Origin of the sequence: Dysgonomonas sp. UBA7710 (assembly GCF_002482385.1) — a bacterium.
Lineage (GTDB): Bacteria > Bacteroidota > Bacteroidia > Bacteroidales > Dysgonomonadaceae > Dysgonomonas.
The window spans coordinates 57,229-77,179 of sequence record NZ_DLFW01000036.1; the positions used below are offsets into that span (position 1 = coordinate 57,229).

8 protein-coding genes are annotated in these 19,951 nt (G+C 40.1%); 3 read left to right on the top strand and 5 right to left on the bottom strand.

Annotated elements, in window-relative coordinates; translation table 11 throughout:
• Positions 1-12 precede the first annotated feature (12 nt).
• The 4 genes from B3317_RS11375 to B3317_RS11390 are packed head-to-tail and all read right to left on the bottom strand — an operon-like array spanning position 13 to position 7,100.
• Complete coding sequence (locus B3317_RS11375) at positions 13-3,024, bottom strand: SusC/RagA family TonB-linked outer membrane protein (RefSeq protein WP_291111540.1); 3,012 nt, start codon at positions 3,022-3,024, stop codon at positions 13-15.
• Positions 3,025-3,055: 31 nt separating this feature from the next.
• Positions 3,056-4,738 carry a hypothetical protein gene (locus B3317_RS11380; RefSeq protein ID WP_414647494.1) on the bottom strand — a complete coding sequence of 561 codons (1,683 nt, stop codon included), beginning with the start codon at positions 4,736-4,738 and terminating at the stop codon, positions 3,056-3,058.
• Positions 4,739-4,772: 34 nt separating this feature from the next.
• Entirely contained in the window at positions 4,773-6,035 is a 1,263-nt protein-coding gene (locus B3317_RS11385) for an MFS transporter (protein WP_291111544.1), read from the bottom strand.
• A 21-nt stretch (positions 6,036-6,056) separates the two neighbouring features.
• The gene (locus tag B3317_RS11390) at positions 6,057-7,100 is read right to left on the bottom strand and encodes a glycoside hydrolase family 130 protein (RefSeq protein WP_291111546.1); all 1,044 of its coding nucleotides are present in this window, start codon (positions 7,098-7,100) and stop codon (positions 6,057-6,059) included.
• A 162-nt stretch (positions 7,101-7,262) separates the two neighbouring features.
• Between B3317_RS11390 and B3317_RS11395 the strand changes: the two genes are divergently transcribed.
• Positions 7,263-11,231, top strand: coding sequence for a hybrid sensor histidine kinase/response regulator transcription factor (locus B3317_RS11395; protein ID WP_291111548.1), 3,969 nt, complete (start codon positions 7,263-7,265; stop codon positions 11,229-11,231).
• Between the two features lie 2 nt (positions 11,232-11,233).
• Here B3317_RS11395 and B3317_RS11400 read toward each other — a convergent pair whose 3' ends face one another.
• On the bottom strand, positions 11,234-15,277 hold the full coding sequence (locus tag B3317_RS11400; RefSeq protein WP_291111550.1) for a hybrid sensor histidine kinase/response regulator transcription factor: 4,044 nt from the start codon (positions 15,275-15,277) through the stop codon (positions 11,234-11,236).
• Positions 15,278-15,553: 276 nt separating this feature from the next.
• On the opposite strand from B3317_RS11400, the gene B3317_RS11405 reads away from it, so the two are divergent.
• Both B3317_RS11405 and B3317_RS11410 read left to right on the top strand, forming a co-directional pair.
• Positions 15,554-16,792, top strand: a complete 1,239-nt coding sequence (locus B3317_RS11405) for a glycoside hydrolase family 27 protein (RefSeq protein ID WP_291111552.1) — start codon at positions 15,554-15,556, stop codon at positions 16,790-16,792.
• A 68-nt stretch (positions 16,793-16,860) separates the two neighbouring features.
• On the top strand, positions 16,861-19,941 hold the full coding sequence (locus tag B3317_RS11410; protein ID WP_291111554.1) for a SusC/RagA family TonB-linked outer membrane protein: 3,081 nt from the start codon (positions 16,861-16,863) through the stop codon (positions 19,939-19,941).
• The last annotated feature ends 10 nt before the right edge of the window (positions 19,942-19,951 follow it).

A 19,951-nucleotide genomic window follows, 5' to 3' on the forward strand; every position in this document is an offset into this window, starting at 1 on the left:
CTCAGGTAATTTTTAAAAGGTTATGTTTACTCCGAATGTAAAGGATTTAGAAACAGGATAAGTACCCCAGTCTATACCATTAGCCATATCACCTTCTCCTGCCGAATTGGAACTTACCGTCATTTCTGGGTCGAGCCCCTTGTATCCGGTAAAGGTGAGCAGGTTGGTAGCACTACCGAATGCCCTCAGACTGCTGATGTACTTCGATTTGATAGGGAAAGTATATCCCAGCTGAATATTCTTCAGTCTCAGGTATGACGCGTCTTCCAGAAAACGTGTAGATGCTATCACATTATTCGATTTAGCACTCCATGACGGTCTCGGATATTCATTAGAGGTTCCTTCTCCTCTCCAGTAATTATCATACATGTCTTTCGATACGGAGAAACCTCTGAAGAATCCTTCTGTTTCATTAGCCATCTGGTGATATATATCGTGACCGAAGGCACCCTGAAAGAATATTGATAAATCCCAGTTCTTATAATTACCCTGAAGATTCAGACCGAGTGTCTGTTTTGGGATAGAGGAACCTACATGCCCTCTGTCTTTTTCGTCAATTACACCATCGTTATTCAGGTCTTTATACTTGACATCCCCCGGTTTTACATTTGCTCCCTGATAAGCCGATTTCACGATTTCTTCTTCATTCTGGAATATTCCATCCATCTGATAAAGATAAAATGAACCGATAGAATATCCTTTCTCTATATATTTTGCAAAAACACCATTATCCACACGTCCTGCCTGTATAGGCGCATCCAGCGCCAAGACTTCATTATGCAGGTAACCCCAGTTCAGTGAAGCGGAAAAGCCCATATCCTTGTATTGCTTGCGAACATACAGTTCTACATCAACACCTTCATTCAAAACTTTTCCGGCATTCACCCAATAAGGGGAAGCATTACCGATAGACGGAGGCAATGGGGCACGCACGAGCATGTCGCTCGATTTTTTATTATAATAATCCACGCTGAAACCATATTCTCCTTTCGCGAAGGCCATATCCAAGCCCAGATTAAACTGGTTGCTGGTTTCCCATTTCAGTTTATCGTTACCCAACTGGCTTTGTATATATCCGACTGACGGGTTTCCCCCGAAAGGATAGTTTGCATATGGTGTATATTTGTCGGTATATGCATATAAAGCTATATTCTGATTACCTACAGCACCCCATCCGGCACGTAGTTTCAGCAGATTGATGGCTTTAATAGATTTCATGAAATCCTCCTCATGTATATCCCATCCCGCAGAGACTGAGTAAAATGTACCCCATCTGTTTTCTTCTGTAAAGCGTGAAGACCCATCCTGTCGAATCAACGCCGACAAATAGTATTTATAGTTATAATTATAATCGACCTTACCAAAGAACGAAAGCAAAGAATACGCCCAGTCACTTGAGTAAAAGGTATCACCATTCACAGATGAAGATGTATTCTTATCCGTACCGTTATAGCGGATAGCCTCCGCACCAGCCATTGCATTCAATGTATGCACATCGTTGAAAGTCTGAACTGTATTGAAGACAGAGTTTAGCGTCCATCCCAGGCTTTCATTATTCTGGCCTAATAGAGAACTTGGATTATTTATCCTGTTATTTGTCCCCCATGTTTTATTATTGATATTATAATCACTTTTCCTATAGTCGATCCCGAAATTGGTATTCCATACGATATTATATGGCAGTTTGGCCTCTACATTGAACTTACCCAGAAAAGTATCTTCGTCCCGTACCCTGTCGGTCATATTCGCCAGTCCTACCGGATTATAACCGTCGCCGAAAAAGCTGTTGTATTCGGCCTGTCCGAAATATTCGCTCGGTAAATCCACATAATTTCCGTTTGCATCATAGGTCGGAATTGCCGGATTACGCATATACGCATACCGTACAACGCTACCGCCTTCATTGCTACCGTAACCATCTCCTGAACTTGGCACAACATGAGTCTTAGCCTTTCCTCCGTTCACATTCAGCCCCAGCTTCAGCCAGTTTGCAGCTTTATAATTGAGGTTTACTCGTCCTGAGAATTTTTCATAATCGCTATTCTTGATAATACCCTCCTGATTATAATAAGAAAACGATGCCAGATAGTCGAATTTATCTTTACCTCCGCTTACTGATAATTCATGCACATTCAGCAATGCAGTCCTGAAAATCTCATCCAAGTGATTGATGTTTGCAAAATCCTTAACCAGAGCACCCTCGATCAAAGTTCTTTCGTCATTTTTAGCAGCTACATTATAAATATCTATATATTCATTTGTATTTACCATTTTCGGAAGGCTTCCGTGAGTCTGCACTCCGAACTGGCCATTATAAGCAACTTTCACCTTACCATTCTGCCCTTTTTTAGTAGTTACCAACACAACCCCATTATTTGCGCGGGAACCGTATATGGCCGCAGAAGATGCATCTTTTAGTACCGAAATATTTTCAATATCGGAAGGAACAATAGAGTTCAGTCCGTTCTCGGAAGGAATACCGTCTATAATGTAGAGCGGATCATTAGAAGAGTTTATTGAGCCTGTACCACGTACACGTACAGTGACACCCGCTCCCGGAGCGCCTGTCGCGGAAGTAACCTGTACACCGGCAACACGCCCCTGAAGCGCTTCAGACACCCCCGGAGCCGGAACCTGCGTGAGTTCCTTTGAATTTACCTTAGTTACAGCGCCCAAGACTTCCCTTTTCTTCATTGAGGTATAGCCTACAACGACGACCTCATCCAGTTCTGTATTAGGCACAAGCCTTACATTCATTTCCGTAGATTTGGATACCGTGATTTCCTGAGCATTGAACCCGACATAGGAAACCGTGATTTTATCCCCCTTGATATTCAGGGTGAATTTGCCGTCAATATCGGTTACAGTACCATTAGGAGTACCTGTTTCTACCACTGTAACACCGATTAACGCCTCTCCTGTAGATGAATCCGTCACCACACCGGAGATTGTTTTTACTTCCTGCGCAAATATATTCGCAAAGGCAAAAAGTAAAAAACAAGTGAAAAATAAACGTTTTAACATGGTTTTATTTATTATTGGTTTGTGAGATTTATTATTTGTATGCAATAGTGTATTTGCCATCTGCAACTACTTTATTATTATCTGTAGTCAGTCTTGTTCCGGCAGGAAGTTCTACTATAATACGCGCATCACCGGCAGGCATTTCGAACGTGCCGTCAGACGATACATTTTTGGCGACATATTCTTTACTTATAATATCGAAGAGGTCTACAATACCCTTTGCCGAATATTTTACCGATTTACTTTCTTTATGAGGATTGTAATACAAATAAACAGGATAGTGACGCTCAGCGTAGAAATCCGTCGCATTACAATTCAATTGAAGGATACCCTCGACATTTGTCTCCTTTATTATAGCTCCGAAAATACCCATCGGCGAGGAACTATATACGCTGAACATACTTGCCGGAGGATTCCCTTTCGCCCATTTTGGGCCATCGCCCAAAGCTACCGGAGTCTTTCCTTTGAGTGAAACCTTGCCGTAATCGTCTACACGGCGCAGTCCCTCGTAAGAAATGTTATCGTTCGTAATACTCTTCATTTCAGGGTCCCACTGATGTTCATCATCAATTTCCATCGGGAAGAACAGACGGCACGCGTTTGCATTGTTGAGCATCCATTTGCCGACCGCCTTAGCATATTGCGGTTCATACTTTACCATAGATACGAAAGGCCACGCCGGCTTTATACTATTCATCAGGAAGGCATAGCCTCCACCGTCGATAATACTGCCCTGGAGTCCATTAACTTCATAGTCGCCCCATTTGCCCACAATAATGCCCCAGCCATTACGTCCTTCGGGGTTCTTACAGCCGTCGAAAGTCCAATCGAGTAACTTTTGTACATCGTAATTTGTACCCTCTGTCGCATTCAGATATGCAGCAGCATATACTCCCAATGGCAACAGTATTTCATAGAAACGGCTTTCTTTCTGAGAGAGTAATGCTTCTGTCGCGCTCTTGGCATGGGCCAGATAACGGGGATCACTAAACTTATTATAGGCACAAAGCAATACATAAGCATGTCCGCCCGCTGCATCCTGTTGCAATGGTATGTGATTCACCATTCCGCGCATCCGTGCATAGTCGAAGTATGAATAATCGTAGTTCCCGGCCAAAACAGAGTCTGCTTTAACAAACTGCTCAGCAATAGAGCGTTGTATCTGCTCGGCTCCGTCTACATCTGGGAATACATCGCAAACTGCATAGTACAGCGCATTCGGAAACACATCATACCACCAGTCGCGCCCATATCCGCCGCCAAGCATACCTACTTCGGGCGTTGTATTATTCATCACTATATTCCACCCGTTATCTTTGTTGAAATAGTTCTGAACCATTTTTACATAGTTATATCCATCCTGATTCGTTTTATCTATCCCTACCAGCCCCGCTCCTAAAAGCGCAGCCAATGAGTTCAGACTCTCATGGAATTCCCCGTTATTGGCATTTTTACCCTGACGGACATCTTTTACGGCTGTGTATAATCCGAATGTAGGTTGATCTATGTTCCTGCGGTTATCATCGAGCCATATCATCGAGCCTACTTCACTCTTATTGTTCCAGTCGAAAACGAAGCTGTCAAAAGCCTTGGCCTTCGCTTCCCAATCCAACATTTTATAAGAGCCGGGCATATCGGGCATAGAATCGACCCGTGCAATCGAGACCTGCTCTACCTTGCTCCCGTATGAAATGTTCTTTTCGGAACAAGCCATAGATAGTAAGAGTACCAGACAAATTAAAAGTGTTTTAACTTTGCTCATTTTCATTTATAGTATTCGTTTGTTTAATAATGTTCTTTGCTAAAGGATAAGCTATCAACTGGATAGCTCCCACCAGAATAAGGGCGTATTTCAGAGCGAAATCTTCCGAAACTCCGAAGGCCAGTATAATAAACAGGATCAATCCGGCTGCCCGTCCGATAAATAAGCCAAATTCGTGACTAAGGATATAAGTATACTCGTTTCGTCTCTCTATCTTCACAACGGCATCTATTGTCTGCATCATAATAGGAAAGTAAGCCAAATCGAATAATGGCTGGAAAATCACTTTACACAATACAAAAACAATCACACCTGTAGCTGTAAACAAAATCCCATTGAATAAGGTTCCTGCAAAGAATATAATTAACCCTGCCACAAATATTTTCAGTCTGTCTTTAGGTTGAGCTATACGTCCCAGAACATAGACAAGAATTGCCGTTAATGCTCCACTAATTCCCTGTATAAGGCCTAGTGCCCCCTCGTCACCTACAAGTTTAAGTACCAGAATTGCCGGAGCTGTAACCAGAAAGCCCTGAACCATGCCTTTCAGAGACGACAGGACTAACATCTTGCGCCAGAGAAGGCAAAAGCGGAAGTATATAAAATCTTTCTGTACGGGATTGGTAAATTTTCCTTTCCACAGTACAATACACGCGATAACCGTCAATATGATGACACCAATGGTTACCAGCTGGTAAGCCAGATTTATATTCACCACCATGCCAAACAATTCTTTACCGTCTATCTGACTCAGGAAAGCTCCTATCACCAGAGGAACGCTAATGGAAGCGATGGAGAAGAAGAATGATTCCAGTCCGAAGAAATAATTACGATTGTTGTCCGTTGTATTATTCAGAGTCAGCAGATACCTGTTTGTCCAGAAAAAACCTGACGCGGCACCCATTGCAAATCCTGCTATCCCCAGTTCTACAAAACCAAGCGATTTGACAGACATCATTGCAAACATTGATAACCCGCTTACCAGAATCCCCCCCGCATACAATGTCTTAACATTAACAAAGCGAAGCAAGTATCCGTTCAGGAATGAGGTTGCCACTATCCCTATATACATGAACAGTTGGTAGAACGCGACCGATATGGGGTCGCTGGTATTGCGCATAACATAGGCCCCCACAAATATTTCCACTACAGGGAGAACCAATGCATAGAGCATATTAGTCATCAGCAAGGTGCGCATATTCGGCTCTTGCTGTTTAAAGAACATATATTCTTTTTTCAGTTTATTCATTTCAGATTTTTAACCGGTTACTTATTTTAATGTATTAAGGATTTCTGCTATCGAAAACTCGGCTCCGCAAATAACTTCATCACTCGCGCCATAATACATTTTTATCGTATCGCCGTCTACCAGATGTCCGTTTGTAAATACCACATTACCGAAAAATCCGGTTTGCTCGTATGCTGCGATTGGCTCCATAATAGGCTCTATACTACGTGCCAGAACTTTAGACGGATCATTCAGGTCCAGCAAGAGAGCACCAAGGCAATAACGGTGATTGAAATCGGCCCCGTGATATATCTCCAGCCATCCTGCCTCCGTTCTGATAGGCGCTGCTCCTGCTCCTATACGGGCACAATCCCACATGCCGTCACGTGTGGTCGCAATACATTTGTGGTTACCCCAATGGAGACAGTCCGGCGATTCGGCTACCCAGATATAGTTTCCTCCCAATTCGGGACTGCTGGGACGATGCAATGCAAAATATTTTCCATTTATCGTTTCTTCGAACAACGCACAATCTTTATTATGCGGAGGGAATATCATGCCATGACGTGTATAGTCCTTCCAGTTCCGGGTATGTATAAGCCCTACTCCTACTGCTACAGGCGACACTTCGGTAAAAGTTAAGAAAAAACCGTCTTTTGTCGTAGCCACCCTGCAATCCTCAATACCAAATGACTCCAGCTCTCCTTCTCCAAAAATGGGAGGATATTCGCTCTCCTCTTTGAAGTGAATCCCGTCTTCGCTGGAAACCAGTCTAAGGTATGACATTGTTGTCAGGTAATTCTTACCTTCGTATCCTATCACGCGCGGGTCGGATGCATCCAGTTTAGGATCTTTAGCGTCAAAAGACAGAACTTCTATTTTACCAGCTTTGTTATATACAGGGAAACTGATGATTCCTTCTTTTTGGGTAGGGCGCTCGGCCACACGTAGCAGCAGCCAGATTTTTCCATCAAATCTGAAAACACCCGGATTCAGGAGGCAGGTTATTTCCATACCTTCGATTCCCGGTTTCAGGTCTGAAGGTTTTAATAATGGGTTTTGAGAAAATCTTTTTGCGATATCCATATTTTTCATGATTAATAATTAGTATCTTACAATTCCGAATTCGCAACAAATCTATAAACCCGCATCTGGAAAGAGGTATACTATATTCTCAAAAGGGTATACACATGCTATACAACATATTTCGTTTAAATTTGCGATTCGATATGCTGATATCTTTGTAATATGAATTTATTCAAAACCACATATTCCATTATCTCCGGTATTATATTCTGTTTCTTTATAATACCTGCGATTGCTTATTCCCAGAATACAGTTAAACAACTGTCGAATACCGACGGGCTGTCCAATAATTCTGTAAACTGTATTTTCGAAGATTCGGAACAAACAATATGGATAGGCACATGGGACGGCCTCAACTCGTATAACGGGAGAGATTTTAAAACCTATCGTTACAACCGGAATAACAAATCCTCGATAAGCAATAATGTAATCCGGCAAATTCTGGAGTCAGACCCAAACTATCTCTGGATAGCAACAGATTATGGCGTGAACAGGTGGAATAAACAGTCTCAGGGATTTACAAATTATTTTCTAGGGACAGAACATCAGATACCGAAGCAAGAGAGGTCTTTTCTCATTGGAATTACTTCCCGGAAAGATATCATATGTTATGTAAAGCAGCAAGGACTATTCCGTTTCGATACCGGGCAGCAGACGTTTATCCCGGTAAACCATTCCCTGATTGACGGTACTGTCAAAACCTTTGCGATTGATAGAAATGATAATATATATTTCTTATATGAAAACGGAAAACTGCATCAGTCTAAATTATTATATCAGGATAAAGAGATTACATTATCCCAACCCAGATACTTAGAGCAGGAAAAGCCTGTATCCAACATATTTATGCTACATAATAATATGCTGGTACTGAATTATCCGGGATATCTGAAAATAATAGATGACAAGAATCTTTATCCGAGTACCATTGACTTTGACAAGAACAAGACTATCTCTCAGGTTGTGTATTATAAGGATAACTTATTGATAAGTTATTACGAAGGAGGCTGTGAAACCTATAATCTGAATACGAAAGTATATCAGCCAATACAAAGTATTTCTCCCAGAATATCTATATTCTCGCTTTTTTCAGGCAGTCAGGATATACTTTGGATAGGAACAGACGGGCAAGGCATACTTAAGGTATATGAGTATGACTCTCCGTTCAAAACAGTTTATACGAACCATCCGGTAAGAAGCTTTTGTCAGTATAACCGGAATGAAATATTAGTGGGAACGAAGGGAGACGGGGTCAAGATATTAGAAAAGGAAACAGGGAAATTATCCGACTTCTTAAATATCAATTCGGGATTAATATCAAATTCTGTATATACAATAAAAAAGAACCAATCGGGAGACATATTCATCGGTACTGAAGGTGAAGGTATCAACATATTATCGAAAGATAAGCAATTGTACAGATTAAATATTCCGGCAAAGTATCCTGCCTTTAGAGCAGTTTACAGCATCCATTTTACAAGTAATGACTCGTTGTTATGGCTAGGAACATCCGGCTACGGACTGATAAAAATAGCATTGACTAAAAGAGCAAACCAATATGAAGTACAGGATATAGAACAATATACATCTGCCGACAAACATAATTCCCTTAATAACAATGTCATATACTCAATAACTTCGGGAGTGGATAAAAACCAGTTATGGCTGGGCACGCGTGGAGGAGGCATAAGCCGGTTTAATATAGAAGATAAATCATTTGAACGGATAGAAGATATAGATAATAATCTTTCCCTGACAAACAATGACGTTCTTTCCCTGACAAGGGATACAGAAAGTCTGTGGATTGGCACAAGCTATGGACTTAACCGCCTTGGATTGAACAATAATCTATCAGGAATACGGGAATATACAGAAAGGGAAGGACTGGCCAACAATACAATACACGGTATCCTTGAGGATGAAACAGGAGGTATATGGATCAGTACCAATCAGGGTATTTCCCATATTAATCTATCAGACCATAGTATTACAAACTATTCATCGAAGGACGGACTTCAGAATGATGAATTCTCTGACGGAGCCTATTATAAAGATGAAGAAAAGATTCTCTATTTTGGAGGGGTGAACGGGTTCAATTATTTCAATCCGGAAAAGATACACTTGAGAGACTTTAACCCATCTATTGGCCTGAGTAATCTTAGGATATTCAACACAGCGCAGAATATCAATGAACGCATAAATGATAATACTCTAAAACTGGCATATGACGAAGCATATGTAACATTTTCATTCATTGCACGCGACTTTATAAACAACGAAAATTGTGAGTATGACTATCGGTTGCTCAACTTTTCGGATGAATGGATAAACAACGGCAACAATCCTAATATTGTATTCACAAAATTACCTCCCGGAGAATACCAGCTGGAAGTAAAAGTAACAAACGGAGACAGGGTATGGGGTGATAATATATATACTTTAAGTATAGATGTGGCATATCCGTGGTGGCTGAGTACAGTTGCTTTTATTATATACACCATACTGGCCCTTATTATCGTGTATATAGCATATTCCGTAATAAGAAACAGGATAAGACTCAACAGGCAATTACTGCTCGAACATATCGAAAAGCAGAACCAGCAAAAAATGCACGAGTCGAAACTTAATTTCTTCACGAATGTCGCTCACGAATTCTTTACTCCGCTCACCCTTATATACGGACCTGCGCAGCATTTGCTCGAAAAAGCGGACCTTGACGGATATACAAAACGGTATATACAGATAATAAAAAACAATGCCGACAAGATGCAAAAACTGATCAACGAACTGATGGAATTCCGGAAAGTAGAATCGGGACATACACCTCTGCACCCGGAAAGCATTGATATAAAACTTTTAATAGAATATATCACGGATAACTATACGGAGATAGCGCAGGAAAACAAAATAGAATTCAAGGTAGAAACGGATGGTATAACATCCATTATTACCGATCGTAATTCATTGGAAAAAATTATATTCAATCTTATTTCGAATGCCTTTAAATATACCCCGGCGAACGGCTTCATACTTATCAGTGTCACGCAAAGTAATAATCTGCATATAAAGATCAAGAATTCAGGGAAGGGACTAACGGACAGACAAATGTCCGAAGTGTTTAACCGTTTCAAAATTCTGGAAACATCCAAGTTACAGAATTCGACAAGTACAGGTATCGGATTAGGACTGACAAAAAGCCTGACCGAAATGCTCGGCGGGGAAATCAGTGTATCAAGCAAACTGGGAGAATACGTCATGTTCGAGATAAATATTCCTCCAATGAAATCCAATCAGCTTATTTCTTCCATAGACAGCCAAAATGATGAGGAAATAACTATAAGTCCGCAGATCTTTGATAAAAAAGACATCTCGATTTTGATTGTCGAAGACGAAAAGAATATACGGGAACTGCTCAAAGATATATTAAGCCCCTACTATAATGTTAGTGAGGCCGGAGACGGGGAAGAGGCTTTGTCTATGATTGAGATGAATATGCCCGACATAATATTAAGTGATGTACTGATGCCGAATATGGATGGAATGGGACTTATAGATAAACTCAAATCCGATCCGAAGACGGCGCATATACCGATTATAAATGTATCGGCGAAAAGCTCGGTGGAAGACCATATCAATGCTTATCAACATGGAGCGGATCTATATATTACCAAGCCTTTCCATCCGCGTCATGTACTTACTACCGTGCAAAACCTGGTAAATAAACGCTCCGTACTGAAAGACTTCTTCAATTCGAGCCTTTCGTCAATTACTGTAAAAGACGGCATAACAATTCATCAGGACGACGAACGATTATTACAGGAAATAGTATCATTCATTGAGAAAAACATGGACGACGAATCTTTAAATCCGAGTGTAATAGCTGATGCGTTAGGCCTGAGTAAAGCAACATTATACAGGAAATTAAAGGATACAGCTGATAAGACCCCCAGTGAATTTGTAAGAACAATCCGGCTCAATTACGCATCACAGCTTTTAATAACTACGAAGCTGACCGTATCTGAAATCATGTTCAAATCAGGGTTTACTAACAAGTCATATTTCTACAGGGAATTCTCGAAGCAATATGACATGTCACCAAAAGAATACAGGCTATCCAAGACTAAAGAATAGCATCAGGTTTTATCGCGCCTTTCCAGAAAATCAGATGGCAATACTCCATACTGTTTTTGGAAACATTTGGCAAAATACGACGGATTATTAAATCCGACCATATAGCAGACCTCATTTACTCGGTACTTATTTTCATTCAATAATTCTGTCGCTCTTTTCAGTCTTACCATCAGTAACAGTTTATTCGGGGTGATACCCGACAGGTTTTTTATCTTGGCAAATAAGCCGGAACTACTGATATGAAGCTCTTCTGCTAAATACTCGATTGTGAAATCAACATTGGCAATATTCTTTTCTATAATATCATTCACCTTTGTAAGAAACTCCTCGTCTCCTCTGTTCCCTGCAATACTTTTCAAAGAGGCAAATGGTGTCTCCGTAAATTTCTTCAACAGGTTTCGTCTCGATTCGAGTAAATTTTTTATCTGCACTGAAAGGAATGAGATCGAAAACGGTTTCTCTACATACGCATCCGCACCTATCTCCAGCGCTTCAATCTTCGATGCAATATTAGTTTTGGCCGTCAGCATTATCAAAGGGATATGATTCCGGAGTAAACTACTCTTTACCTTATTACAGAATTCTATCCCATCCATATTGGGCATCATAATATCGCTTATAATCAGGTCAACTTCTTCTCTTTCCAATAATTTTATTCCTTCTATGCCATCGTTTGCCAGAAGTATATTATATACTAAAATCAAATTCTTTTTGATAAATTCCTGCATATCCGGATTATCCTCCACAATCAGGATAGTTTGTCTGTCCTCCTCATGTAAAGATTCCTTTAAATTAATATCTGACTGAGAGGTATTCTGGTCATTTTGCAATACCTTTTCATGCGGCTCTCTTTCCTTATCAATCACTTGTTCCATATTTATAGTATTCACCGGGAGTGTGATAGATACCGAAAGCCCTTTACCCGGTTCACTTTCAATATCTATACTTCCGTTACAAGCATCCACAATCGTTTTTACCAGATAGAGCCCCAAACCCGTACCAGCCTTATGGTTACCGGATATCTGATAGAAAGGTTTAAAAATCTTTTCCCTCTCATTTTCGGATATCCCATCTCCATTATCTTTTACACATATTATATATTTATTACCTTCTACATCAGAGCGAAGTATAAGCTCTATGTAGTCTTTCGTATATTTTGATGCGTTGTTGAGCAGATTACTGACCACCTTTGTCAGATTCTCTACATCTATTGCAGTACGGAAGTCCTTATTATCATATGTATATACAAATTTAATATGCTTATGTTCCACATAAGATTTAAAGCGGTCATACATATTTAATAAAAATTCATATACATTCTGATCCGATAAAGTAATTTGTATCGTCTCTCTTTCTATCTTTCTGAAATCGAGTAATTGGTTCACCAGGTTAAGAAGCCTCTGGCTATTACGGTCTATAATATTCAGGTCGCCTTTTATATTTTCGGGCAAAGTATCCGAGGTTTCTATAATTTGTTCCAATGGTCCTATTATAAGACTCACAGGAGTGCGTATTTCGTGAGCAATGGAAGTAAAGAAATTTATTTTAGAGTCGTATGCCTCTTTTTCCTGCTCATTCTTGATTTTCTCTATCCTCTCCTTATTCCTTTTTTCATCCCTGTTCCTTATATAAGTGAGAAAAGCTATCAATGCTGCCATAGTCAGCAATATATAAAAACTGACAGACCATTTATTCCACCAGAACGGAGGAGTAACCACCAGTTTAATCTTCAGCCCCGTATCGTTCCATATACCATCATTATTTGATGCTTTAACTTTAAAGTAGTATTCTCCCGGAGGTATATTCGTATAAGCAGCCTTACGCACTTTTCCGACATAGTTCCAGTGCTTATCGAAACCTTCGAGCATAAAAGCGTATTCATTTTTTTCAGGGGCAAAATAGCTTAGTGCCGTGTATTCAAAACTAAAGCCATTCTTATTATAGGGTAATGTTATCTGAGGGATACTATCCTCGCTATATGAAAGGTAATTGTAAAAATTCACAGATTTATTAAACAACTGAAAATCTGTAATCTCTATTAGCGGTATAGAGCGGTTTATTACAATCTGCTTAGGATAAAAAGCGTTGAATCCGGTTGCTGTTCCCAAATATATTCTGCCGGAAGATGTCTTTATCCCGGACTTTCCTGTAAACTGATCACTCAATAATCCGTCACCTTTTGTAAAAATACGGTATTGATTGGTTTTAGGGTCGAAACTTACCAGCCCGCGGGTAGTGGCTATCCACAGGAAACCATTATCACTGAATATATTACAAATTGCATTACTCTGAAAATTAACTGATATTTGTATAAAAGACTGACTTGCCGCATCGTACCGGCACAAACCGCTATTCGTTCCTATCCATAACTGACCTGACTCATCGAGACAAAGACAAATAACATCATTACTGATCAAAGAAGACTTATCCTCCGGATTAAACTGGTATGCATGCCATTGTTTTGTATCGAGATTATAGGCATGTATCCCGTCTCCGATAGTAGCGACCCAAATGGTATTTCCCACCTGAAGTATATCTATAATCAAAGTATTCAATTTTTTCATACGGAGAAAACTGTCCGTTTTACGGTCATAGAGATTTACTCCTGTTGTGGTACCAACCCAGAGATTATCACGGGAATCCTTATATAAAGCATATACATTATTAGCATCCAGGGAGGTCGAATCTGACGGATTATTATAATAGCACTTAAACTTCTTTGTACGCAGGTCCAACACATTCAATCCTCCCGAATATGTTCCTATCCATAAGTTATCATCGTATATACACAGAGCATGTACATTGTGATAAGAAAGACTGTTCCTGTTCTTATCGGGCTTATAAGAAATAAAGTTTTCTGTTTTTGTATTGAAGAAGTTCAGTCCCCCGTCATCCGTCCCTATCCATAAGTTGCCGGATGCGTCTTCACAGAATGTACTCACAACATTACCACTTATCGAATTTTCATATCTGTCGTGCGTGTAACTTGTAAAATAGTTTCTGTTAGGAGATGCATAATTAATACCTCCATAATAAGTACCGATCCAAAGCCCGCCTTCCCTATCCTTATATATAGGGTAAACAAAGCGGTTCGATAATACCGGCTCCTTGATATGGGACTCTCTCTTATTGCCGATAACAGGCGATATGCTGAAAGAAGTCAATCCATCATTCGAGCCTATCAGCAACTTCCCCGGCTCATATTCCATCAGGGAATGAATATGGAGTATTTTGTCTACATTCTCTGTATTCAGATAATTACCTTTAATTCCGGTTTTCTTATCTATCTCGAAAAGGCCATTAGTCCATGTTCCCAACCATAGCATGCCAAAGGTGTCTTCCAACAGGGTATATCCTCGGAGTTGGCACAACAGATCGGAGTTGGTATCAGGGAATGCAGGAACAAACTCATCTTTCTTCTTATCTAACTTATATAACTGATATATCGTATTATTAACTAATGCCCATATCGTATTATCGCGGTCTTTGTAAACACAGGTCGTAAAAACCGGCTCCTGCTTGTTTTTTATATATTTATCAAAAGAATACAGCTTTAATGCATCTGTGTGTCTGTTATAAAAAAACACTCCTTGTTTAAATGAACTTATCCATATATTCTCATTCTCATCGGATAGAATATTCTGTATCTTATCGTTGAGCGGAATATTCTCCTTTGTTCTCTTAGTAAAGGGACGGAAGCGGTCGCTTTGATAATCGTAAATAGAGATTCCGGTTTCAGTCCCTACCCATAGCTTCCTGTTTATATCTTCATAAAGACTGTATATATAGTTGTTCACAATAGATGTGCTATCCCTTGGTATATTCCTGTATGAATGAAAATTATACCCATCGAAACGGTTGAGTCCATCTTCTGTTCCTATCCAGATATAACCTCTCGAATCCTGCTCAATAGCGTATACAGTATTCGACGACAGTCCGTTCTCTACAAAATAATATTTAAAATTCAGTTCAATTCCTGCAAGTGGAGAAGTAAAAAGAAAAAAACATACTATCACCAGGAATGTCTTTAATATCCGTGTTTTCATATAGTATAAAGGTTTTAAGTGTAAATATCGCACTTTTTCCGATAACACAAAATTTCAAAAAGATAGCACAATCCTGCAAATAAACACATATAAACCTGATTACATGACACTTACATTCAATTTTCGCATCATAGTTAAAATATTAATTTGGATAAATTTCGCATTGTTCTGGAAATTCGTTGCATATGCCTTCAACATATTTTAACGTCTTTTGCAATAGAGGAATTGCCCCCTTCAATTCTTTGATTATTACCGGAATCTAAAACTTATTATAGTATGAAAAGCATTATCACATTCTTTTTATTATTTATAGGTATTTGTAATTTCTCCCTTGCTCAACAGGAATTCGGAAAACAAGACCAATCAGTCATTTCTGAATTTGACAAACTTGCCCGGACTCCACCAATGGGATGGAACAGTTGGAATAAATTCGGTTGCAACGTCAGCGAAAAACTGATTAAAGAGATGGCCGATGCCATTGTTTCATCAGGAATGAAAGATGCCGGCTACGAATATGTAGTGATCGACGATTGCTGGCAAACAGGGCGCGATGAGAAAGGAAATATCATAGTAGATAAAGATCATTTTCCGAACGGAATGAAACCGGTTGCCGACTATGTCCACAGTTTAGGACTCAAATTCGGAATATATTCATGTGCAGGAAGCAAAACATGTCAGGGAAGACCGGGCAGCCGTGGATACCAGTTTCAGGACGCACGCCAGTATGCCGGATGGAGTGTCGACTACCTCAAATACGACTGGTGCTACAACGAAGGTCAGGATGCTAAAGCCGCCTATAAAACGATGAGCGACGCATTAAAGGCATGTGGCAGGCCTATCGTATTCAGCATATGCGAATGGGGAGAAAACAAACCGTGGGAATGGGGTAAAGGTATAGGCCATCTATGGCGCATTACAGCCGATATACGCGACTGTTACGATTGCAGATTCAACTGGGGAGGGGTAGGTGTATTACAAATATTAGATAAGGCACTCACCATTAATCAATATTCCGGCCCCGGGCACTGGAACGATCTGGAAATGCTCGAAATCGGGAATGGAGGACAGACAGAGCATGAGTATCGTTCACATTTTGCTATCTGGAGTATGATGTCTGCCCCCTTGATGGCAGGTAATGATATCCGTAGTATGGACTCCCTTACCAAAGAAATTCTATTGAATAAGGAGGCGATCGCCATTAATCAGGATAAGCAGGGAAAATCTGCATTCCGCTTTGTAGAGCTGAATGGAATCGACATCCTTGTAAAAGCCCTGTCCGATGGTGATGCAGCATTCTTATTTATCAACCGTAACAATTTCAAGATAGACCTCAGCTACAACTGGAATTTTGATACTGTATACGACCAAAGTCTCGAAAATGGCTCATTGTATATGAAACGCACTCCGCGAAGAATCAAAAATATATGGACACAGCAAGATATGGGTACTACTGATACCCCGTTAAGTAAAGTACTGGAACCTCATGAAAGCCTGTTTCTCAGACTCAGGAAGTAAAACAGAAGAAAAACACATTTAAACAAGCGGTTAGTAATTTATTAATTTGAAACTAATTAAATCTAAAGATGAAAACAAACCTTCTAAGAATCAAACACAAAACAGCCTGTTGCATGATACTGTCATGTGTTTTATTAAGCGGGCTAACCTATCCGCAGGTATCGGTTGCCGAAAACAGCAAGGAAATACAACAATCGAAGACGACAGTCACAGGAACTGTCACCGATAAAGATGGAGATGCCCTAATAGGTGTAGCGATAGTAGAAAAAGGAACAATAAATGGAACTACAACAGATGTCGATGGCAGATTCTCTCTATCTGTATCTGATCCTAATGGAATATTGGTAGTTACATTTGTGGGATTCCAGAAACAGGAAATAGTCTTAAATGGTAAGAAAGAATTCTCCATAACACTTCTCGAAGACTCTAAAATTCTGGATGAAGTTGTAGTTATAGGATACGGTACACAGCGCAAAGGCGATGTTACCAGTGCTATTGCCAGCGTAAAGGCCGAAGACTTTACCGTTGGTAAAATAAGTGACGCGGCAGAACTTATCAAAGGGAAGGTTGCCGGCTTAAGCATTACTAAATCATCCGGCGATCCGAACGCAACTTCCAGCATCATGCTTCGTGGTATTACAACAATTAAGGGTAGTGTAGAGCCTTTGGTACTGGTTGATGGGGTTGAAGGTTCGTTAACCACAGTGGCACCCGAAAATATTGCATCTATAGATGTACTGAAAGATGGTTCCGCTGCGGCTATATATGGTACTCGCGGAGCGAATGGGGTTATTATAATTACTACTAAAACAGGTAAACGGGAATCTCATTCAGAAGTTACCTATTCAGGATACCTGTCTTTCTCTAACTGGTATAAGACTGCCGATTTTATGGATACAAAAGATATCATTTATGGACGTACTACTTTTCCATATGAAGGCTATGATACTGATTGGTTAAAAGCTGTTACCCGAAAAGCCGGCTATACTCAAAACCATTCATTAGAACTAAAAGGAGGCTCAAAAACATCGGCGTACTCAGCCAATGTAACATATAGCGACGAAGAGGGTATCATGCGCAAAAGTGACAGCCGCAATTTGAAAATGCAATTGGACTTTACACAATATGCCATGAAAGATATTTTAAAGTTCAACTTTAACCTATTATATGGCAATCATAAAAACTCAAATAATGACAATTCCTATGTGTACAGGCAGGCTCTGATTCATAATCCATCATCGCCCATTTATAATGAGAACGGTTCCTATTATGAAGAATTTAGCCGCTTCCAATATTATAACCCGGTGGCAATACAAAACGAAATGATAGGCGACACCAGATCCCACTTCTCACGTATTATGGGCAGAATCACAGTAGAACCTATAAAAGGATGGCAAACTGAATTGGCATTATCACTAAAAGAAAACTCATCCACAGGGCAAACATATTATACGAGTGACTACTATAGCCAGATAATTGCAGCATGCAAAGGTTGGGCTTCCAAATCATCGGCCAATGGCCGCAGCGACAATCTGGAACTGACATCCAAATATGATTTTTCGACAGGTAAGCACAGAGCAAATGCTTTGGTTGGATACAGTTATTTGTATAATGTCTATGATGGTTTTAGTGCCGGTAATGGTAATTTCCCATCAGAATCTTATTTATACAATAATCTAGGTCAGGGTACCTATTTGAAAGACGAAGATAAAACAGCCAGTATGGGGTCTTACAAAAACGATAACACGTTGGTCGGCTTTTTCGGACGTGTGAGCTATGGGTATGATGACCGCTATAATGCATTGGTCAGTATTCGTCGCGAAGGATCTTCTAAATTTGGAGACAATCACAAATGGGGTACCTTCTCTTCAGTGTCTTTAGGATGGAATATCAATAACGAGAAGTTTATGGAGCAATTCACTTGGATCGATAACCTGAAGCTACGCTCCGGCTATGGTGTGACAGGAGTTATTCCCGGCAGCTCATACGCCTCTCTCACTATGTTTGACTATGATCCTTATGGCGACCACTTAAGCCAAGATGGTAAATGGACCTCATCTCTAATGGTTAGCCAAAATCCTAATCCTAATCTCAAATGGGAAACAACTAGGGAATGGAATCTCGGCTTAGACTGGGGTGTATTAGGCGGGCGTTTGAATGGATCTATTGATGTCTATACTAAAAAAACCAAGGATCTATTATATGATTATGCCGTACCCGTACCGCCCAACATGTATGAATCGACCGTAGCCAATGTCGGACAAATGCGTAACAATGGTATAGAGATAATGATTCAGGCTATTCCCGTAAGGAACAAGAATTTTGAATATAGTACAACCTTGACCTTATCCCACAATAGCAATAAACTGCTAAGTCTATCAAACGACCTTTACGAGACAGATAATTTCACTGAGTTATATGGAGGATTAGGAGATCCTATTTCTGTTCCGACACACTGCATGGAAGTTGGACAACGTCTGGGTGATTTCTGGGGATTAAAGTCTGTCGGTGTTAGCAAAGACGGTGTTGTTTTGGTCGAGGTATCCGATGGTAACGGAGGCTGGGTTGTAAAAGAATTCGATACTAAATATAACGAACAAGTCAACCGCCAACGACTAGGTAATGGTTTACCTCAGGTATATGCCGGTTGGAGCCATACTTTCCGCTATAAGGATTTTGACCTGAGCATGCAATTCACCGGACAGTTTGGTTTCAAAATTCTAAATACACAACGCAGCTTCTATGAGAATAACTCCATCGCTTATAATCGTCTGAAATCAGCAGCCGACTGGTATGGGGCAATCGATGCCACAGGTGCAGCAGTTATTGATGACGCTACTGGCAAACAAAAGCAGGTTCAGCTCTCTAACTCCATGTCGCAAGGGTTCTGGAGCGACCACCTGGAAAGAGGAGATTTTGTTAAATTATCAAATCTGACAATAGGATACAACTTACCATTATCAGGTTCTGTAAGGAATTATATCAACAAAGCACGTGTATATATATCAGGACAAAACCTATTCTGTATCACCGGCTATTCAGGATTAGATCCGGAAGTATCTAACTACTTTTTAACTCCGGGTGTCGATTTTCGTGATAAATACCCTACTACCCGCTCTTTTACAGTTGGCCTAAATCTTAATTTCTAATCAGATAAAA